Annotated in this window: 8 protein-coding genes; 6 read left to right on the top strand and 2 right to left on the bottom strand. The window is 59.0% G+C overall.

What is annotated here, in order from left to right; translation table 11 throughout:
* Positions 1-400: AMP-binding enzyme (locus WLY71_RS29315; RefSeq protein WP_425589974.1), on the top strand; the 400-nt coding region annotated here is incomplete at its 5' end.
* Positions 401-538: 138 nt separating this feature from the next.
* Here WLY71_RS29315 and WLY71_RS29320 read toward each other — a convergent pair.
* Positions 539-916, bottom strand: a complete 378-nt coding sequence (locus tag WLY71_RS29320) for a hypothetical protein (RefSeq protein ID WP_347806355.1) — start codon at positions 914-916, stop codon at positions 539-541.
* Between the two features lie 199 nt (positions 917-1,115).
* Here WLY71_RS29320 and WLY71_RS29325 point away from each other — a divergent pair, with 199 nt between their 5' ends.
* The 3 genes from WLY71_RS29325 (at position 1,116) to def (ending at position 2,971) form a co-directional block, all read left to right on the top strand.
* Complete coding sequence (locus WLY71_RS29325) at positions 1,116-1,307, top strand: CsbD family protein (protein ID WP_347806356.1); 192 nt, start codon at positions 1,116-1,118, stop codon at positions 1,305-1,307.
* Positions 1,308-1,478: 171 nt separating this feature from the next.
* Complete coding sequence (locus WLY71_RS29330; protein WP_347806357.1) at positions 1,479-2,435, top strand: YihY/virulence factor BrkB family protein; 957 nt, start codon at positions 1,479-1,481, stop codon at positions 2,433-2,435.
* A complete protein-coding gene (gene def / locus WLY71_RS29335; RefSeq protein ID WP_347806358.1) occupies positions 2,432-2,971 on the top strand; it encodes a peptide deformylase in 540 nt (179 codons plus the stop codon). Before WLY71_RS29330 ends, def begins: the two co-directional genes overlap by 4 nt.
* Before the next feature lie 54 nt (positions 2,972-3,025).
* Here the strand turns inward: def and WLY71_RS29345 are convergent, their stop codons facing one another.
* On the bottom strand, positions 3,026-3,505 hold the full coding sequence (locus WLY71_RS29345; protein ID WP_347806359.1) for a GNAT family N-acetyltransferase: 480 nt from the start codon (positions 3,503-3,505) through the stop codon (positions 3,026-3,028).
* 335 nt (positions 3,506-3,840) lie between these two features.
* Between WLY71_RS29345 and WLY71_RS29350 the strand changes: the two genes are divergently transcribed.
* Positions 3,841-4,782 carry a fatty acid desaturase gene (locus tag WLY71_RS29350; RefSeq protein WP_347806360.1) on the top strand — a complete coding sequence of 314 codons (942 nt, stop codon included), beginning with the start codon at positions 3,841-3,843 and terminating at the stop codon, positions 4,780-4,782.
* A 153-nt stretch (positions 4,783-4,935) separates the two neighbouring features.
* Positions 4,936-5,727, top strand: a complete 792-nt coding sequence (locus WLY71_RS29355) for a phosphate/phosphite/phosphonate ABC transporter substrate-binding protein (protein ID WP_347806361.1) — start codon at positions 4,936-4,938, stop codon at positions 5,725-5,727.
* Positions 5,728-5,767: the final 40 nt, after the last annotated feature.

The following is a 5,767-nucleotide window of genomic DNA, read 5'->3' on the forward strand; positions in this document are numbered from 1 at the left end:
GTTGAAGACCGGTGACATCGCGCTGATCCAGCCTGACGGTTACATGCGCATCGTCGATCGCAAGAAAGACATGATTCTGGTCTCCGGTTTCAACGTGTACCCGAACGAACTGGAAGACGTGCTGGCGACCCTGCCGGGCGTGCTGCAATGCGCAGCCATCGGCGTGCCGGACGAGAAGTCGGGCGAGGCGATCAAGATCTTCATCGTCGCCAAACCGGGCGTGACCCTGACCAAGGAACAGGTGATGGAGCACATGCGCGCCAACGTCACCGGCTACAAGGTTCCGCGCTCCGTGGAGTTCCGCGACGCGCTGCCGACCACCAACGTCGGCAAGATCCTGCGCCGCGAGTTGCGCGACGAAGAGCTGAAGAAGCTCGGCGTCAAGAAGGTAAGCGCGTAACAAACAAAAGCCCCGCAAATGCGGGGCTTTTTGTTGAAGATCAAAAGATCGTCCGCTTCGGCAGCTCCTACAGGGTGTACATCAATCCCATGTAGGAGCTGCCGAAGGTTCGGGCCGCGTTCGGACGATCTTTTGCTTTTAAAGGCGGAACTGCGCGAAATTGACGTTGGTACCCGCCGGGCGCATGTCCTGGAGGTACGAGTCCTTGTCGGCGCTCAGTTCCAGGCTCAGGGCCGCTTTGCGTTTACCTTCGTTGCGCACCACCAGACCTTCGAGCTTCTCGCGCAGGAACACCGTCGGCACTTTCAGGTGCAGCAGTTCGTTGGTATCCGGGGTGTGCATCAGCAGGTGAACCCATTCGTACTGACCAACGGCCAGGCGCGCGACTGGAATATCAAACCACCAGATGTTGCGGTTGCGGTTCAATTCGGTGAAATGGCAGTTGTTGACGCCAAGCACAGCACCGCCAAGTTCCTGGTTTCTGCGGGCAATGGCCTGCTTTTTATCGAGTTTCATAACATTCCTACGGGATTGGATCTTCAGCGCCATGGCCTGAATACGTTGCGCATTCTCGGGGGTTGGTCGGCAAACATAAAGCCCAACCTGCACTGAACGATGAAATGTCACCGTGAAAATAAATGAAACTCCGTGCAAACGCCTCCGGTCAATTCTTGTGTAACGACTTTTTCCGTTGAATGTTCACAGGAGAAACACCATGAGCAGCACTGGCGATAAAGCAAAAGGCTTGGCCAACGAAGCAGTCGGCAACGTCAAACAAGGCGTCGGCAAGGCAACCGGCAACGACAAAATGCGCACCGAAGGCGCGGTGCAGGAAAGGAAAGGCGAAGCCCAGCAAGCGGTTGGCAAAGCCAAAGACGCGATCAAGAAAGGCATCGATAAGGCGTGATCCGGCCTTTGACGAGCAACAGAAACGGCCATCCACGGATGGCCGTTTTTGTGTCAGCCTGAACTTGCACAAGGAAATTGTTTCAAACTCGCCAAGTAGGCTACTTTGATGTAGAAAACGGCCCCTGAGTCGCCACGACTTCAACCTTTTTTGCGGCGAAAGGAGACGCTAATGTTTTTCCCTCACATGAAAGGTCAGCGCCTGCACCGTGTCATGGTGCGCACGATCACCGAGTTCGTCGACGACGAGATGTCGACCTATGCCTCGGCGTTGGCCTATCAGATGCTGTTCTCGCTGTTTCCCTTCATTCTGTTTCTGATCGCCCTGATCGGTTTCCTGCACCTGCCGGACTTCTTCTCCTGGCTGCGCCTGCAATCGGAACTGGTCCTGCCGCCCCAGGCGCTGGAACAGGTGAACCCGGTCATCGACCAGCTCCAGCAATCCGAGGGTGGTTTGCTGTCGATCGGTATCGTGATTGCCCTGTGGACCGCGTCTGCGGGTGTGCGGCTGATGATGAGCGCGATGAACGCCGCCTACGACGTAGTCGAAGGCCGGCCGGCGTGGAAGCGTTTCCCGCTGTCGATTTTCTACACCATCGGCATAGCCGGCATGCTGCTGGTGGCCGCTGCGCTGATGGTGCTCGGGCCGCAGGTGATGGGCTGGATCGCCTCGCAAGTCGGCCTTGAAGAATTCATCGTGACCCTCTGGACCATCGTGCGCTGGCCGGTGGTCGTGATTCTGTTGATGATGGCGGTGGCGCTGATTTACTACGTCATGCCCGACGTCAAACAGGAGTTTCGTTTCATCACCCCTGGCTCGGTGCTGGCGGTGGTGGTGTGGATCATCGCGTCGCTGGGTTTCGGCCTGTACGTCAAGACGTTCGCCAACTACAACGCCATGTATGGCAGTATCGGCGCGATCATCGTGCTGTTGCTGTACTTCTACATTTCCGCCGCAGTGCTGTTGCTCGGCGCGGAGATGAATGCCGTGATCGAACACATGTCCACCGAGGGCAAGGACCCTGGCGAAAAGGTCCCCGGCGAGCATGACCACGAACCCAAACAACATGTTTCGGGACTGGGTCGGGACCACTCGATCAAGCCGACCACTGACGAAGTCATCAAATGATCCGTGAAATTCTGAAAATGGGCGACGAGCGCCTGCTGCGCATTGCCCCGCCGGTCCCGGCCGAAATGTTCGACAGCCCGGAGCTGTGGCAACTGATCGACGACATGTTCCAGACCATGGAAAGCGTCGGCGGCGTTGGCCTGGCTGCGCCGCAGATCGGCGTCGACCTGCAACTGGTGATCTTCGGTTTCGAGCACAGCGAACGCTATCCGGACGCCGAAGCCGTGCCGCAGACGATTCTGATCAACCCGTTGATCACGCCGTTGAGCCCGACGCTGGAAGAGGGTTTCGAAGGCTGCCTGTCGGTGCCCGGCCTGCGTGGCGCGGTGGATCGCTATCAGCACATTCGTTACGAAGGTTTCGATCCCAAAGGGCAGCCGATTGTGCGCATCGCCGAGGGATTCCATGCGCGAGTGGTACAGCATGAATGCGATCACCTGATCGGCCGGTTGTACCCGTCGCGCATCAGTGACTTCAGCAAGTTCGGGTTTACCGACGTGATGTTTCCGGATCTCGATCCTAACGCCGACGACTGATCCGAAAACACCACAAACCCCTGTGGGAGCGAGCCTGCTCGCGAAAGCGGTGGGTCATTCAACGATGATGTCGAATGACACGCCGCCTTCGCGAGCAGGCTCGCTCCCACAAGTCGAACTCACCAACGGTTCCAGGCCCATGGCGATCATCGGTTTGCTGCGCGCGTAGCGGCTCAAGCGTTCGGTCATGGCGTAAGGCATTTGCGGATCAAAGGAAAACCCTCGGCGTTCATAAAAGCCCCGCAAGTCGGGGTGGCAGAACAGCCAGACCGGTTGGTCGAGACCGCGCACCGCCTCGGCGATCAGCGCCGCAGCGATGCCCTGTTCACGGCAGGCCGGATCGACAAACAAACCCGTCAGCCAATGCCCGTCCGCCACCGGTCGCAAACACAGCGCGCCAATGATCTCCTCGCGCCTGGCCACCCAGAGTTGAGCGTCGCGGACCGCTTTCATCGACGATTGGTGAGCGCGATAAAACTTGTTCATCAAGGGCCATAAAGGCTCGGCGAGCAAGGTGTACTGAGTGTTGGGCATGGTCTTCGACTGTCGGTGCGCAAAGCGGGCGATTATAAAAGAACGCGAGCGCAGCGATAGGTGTATACCTGATCTCACATCCCGTATGAGTGGAGTACGTATCATGGCCAAAGGCATGGATTCAAAAAAAGCGGCAAAGAAAAAACCGGCAAAAACCGCCGATGAAAAGCGCGCGGACAAGAAGGCCAAGAAGGTGGATGTGTTCGGTCATTGATCCCGTGACAAGGGAGCCCGGCCTCGGGCTCCCGCTGCTTCTGACGAAATAACCAAATAATCTGCAAGAAAACCCTGCGCCATTGCACAGAAGGGGACTGGTCCCCGATCTGAGCAACGCCATGCCCCATTACTTCGATACTGCCCACCGAGAAGAAATCGAAACCCTGCACCAACGCCTGACCGCTCGCACCGAGTGGCCGACCTGGCTGTTGCTGGTCGGCGTGTACGCTGGTTGGTTCAGCATTGTTTTGGGGAGCCATCGGCTGGGGCTCTGGTGGAGCACTGTGCTGTTGATTCCGCTGGTGGTGCTCTGGTTATCGGTGCAGCACGAATTGCTTCACGGGCATCCGACCCGTTGGACATTGCTCAATAAAGTCCTCGGCTACGCGCCGTTCGCCGTCTGGTATCCCTACACCCTGTATCGCGACAGCCATTTGTTGCATCACCGCGACGAAGACCTGACCCTCCCGCGTCGCGATCCGGAAAGCCGTTACCTGAGCGCCGAGCAGTGGCAGGGCAGTTCACTGTTCGAACAGAGTCTGCACTGGCTGAACAAAACTGTACTCGGACGCTTCGTCCTCGGCGCACCGCTGGCCTTGCTGGCGCTGGCCCGGGAAGAGCTGCAACGTCTAAAAGCAGGTGAGCGGCAGGCCTGGTTGATGTGTCTCACCCACGGCACGTTGACCCTGCTGATGTTGCTGTTTATCGCCCACTACAGCGTGCTGCCGGTGTGGCATTACCTGTTACTGATCAGCGTGCCGGCGCTATCGATTGCGATGATTCGCTCCTACTATGAACACCGTCCCCACGCCGAGCCCGAGCAAAGGACGGTCATCAATGAAGCCGCCTGGCCGTGGCGCTGGCTGTTCCTCAACCTCAATCTGCACCTGGTGCATCACGATTTGCCGGGGCTGCCCTGGTACGACTTGCCCCGCGCCTACCGCGCGCGTCGCGAGCAATGGCTGGCGCGCAGCGGCGGGTTTCTGGTGCAGGGTTATGGCCAGTTGTGGCGGGAGAATGGAGTGAAAGCCATCGATAGCCCGCGACATCCATTCCACTGAGGCATGACCACCACAGAACCCTGTGGGAGCGGGCTTGTCGGATCGCCGCACCGCCGCGAAGGGGCCGGCACATCCAACATCATTGTTGTCAGGCCGATTGCATTCGCGGGCAAGCCCGCTCCCACAGGGAATTTCGTTGCCGGGAAATTTTTGATGACACAACACTTCGCTGAATTACTGATGTACGTCGCCCCCGAGCCGATCCGCGAGGCCAACGAGCGCTGGCTGACGCGAATGCTCGAGCGACTGGGTGCCACCCGCCGCAACGCCGAGGGCCTTTCGCTGATGGACCTCTGGCTGTCCCCGCACTTGCTGCTGACCCAAACCTGCGGCTACCCGCTGATGACCGCGTTGCGCGGTCGGGTCCGGGTCATCGGTCGTCCTCGCTATGAACTGCCGGACAGCAACGGCGGCAACCATTGCAGCCTGTTGCTGAGTCGCGCCGATGATCCACGGCGCAGCCTGCCGGCCTTTCGCGACAGTCGTGGGGTGATCAATGGCGAAGACTCCAACAGCGGCATGAACCTGTTGCGTCACCGACTGGCGCCGTTGCATCGAGAGGGGCAGTTCTTCGCCAGTGTCGGTATCAGCGGCAGCCACCGAGAAAGCCTGCGCGGGTTGCGTGAAGAAACAGCGGACCTGGCAGCCATCGACAGCGTCACCTTTGCCTATCTGGCGCAGCACGCCGAAGAAGAAGTGACCGGCCTGCGGGTCATCGCGCGAAGTGCGTTCAGTCCGACCTTGCCGTTCATCACCGCCGCGACCGTCACCGATGAACAGGCCGAGGCGCTGCGGCAGGCGATGAACACGACGTTGCAGGCATTGCCCGAAGTCAGGGAAATCCTCGGTCTGCAAGAGGTATTGCCGGCCGGCGAAAGCGACTATCAGATTGTGCTCGACTATCAGCAAGAGGCTGAAGCGCTGGGATATGGGCGATTGCGGTAGGGGGGGTGAAAAGATCGCAGCCTCGTTTCACTCGACAGCT

The organism is Pseudomonas rossensis, from assembly GCF_039888995.1.
Classification (GTDB): Bacteria; Pseudomonadota; Gammaproteobacteria; order Pseudomonadales; family Pseudomonadaceae; genus Aquipseudomonas; species Aquipseudomonas rossensis.

Bases quoted from the DNA above. Each gene is read 5' to 3' on its own strand.
- WLY71_RS29320 (WP_347806355.1), bottom strand. From the start codon at position 916: ATGAAACTCGATAAAAAGCAGGCCATTGCCCGCAGAAACCAGGAACTT.
- WLY71_RS29325 (WP_347806356.1), top strand. From the start codon at position 1,116: ATGAGCAGCACTGGCGATAAAGCAAAAGGCTTGGCCAACGAAGCAGTC.
- WLY71_RS29330 (WP_347806357.1), top strand. From the start codon at position 1,479: ATGTTTTTCCCTCACATGAAAGGTCAGCGCCTGCACCGTGTCATGGTG.
- def (WP_347806358.1), top strand. From the start codon at position 2,432: ATGATCCGTGAAATTCTGAAAATGGGCGACGAGCGCCTGCTGCGCATT.
- WLY71_RS29345 (WP_347806359.1), bottom strand. From the start codon at position 3,505: ATGCCCAACACTCAGTACACCTTGCTCGCCGAGCCTTTATGGCCCTTG.
- WLY71_RS29350 (WP_347806360.1), top strand. From the start codon at position 3,841: ATGCCCCATTACTTCGATACTGCCCACCGAGAAGAAATCGAAACCCTG.
- WLY71_RS29355 (WP_347806361.1), top strand. From the start codon at position 4,936: ATGACACAACACTTCGCTGAATTACTGATGTACGTCGCCCCCGAGCCG.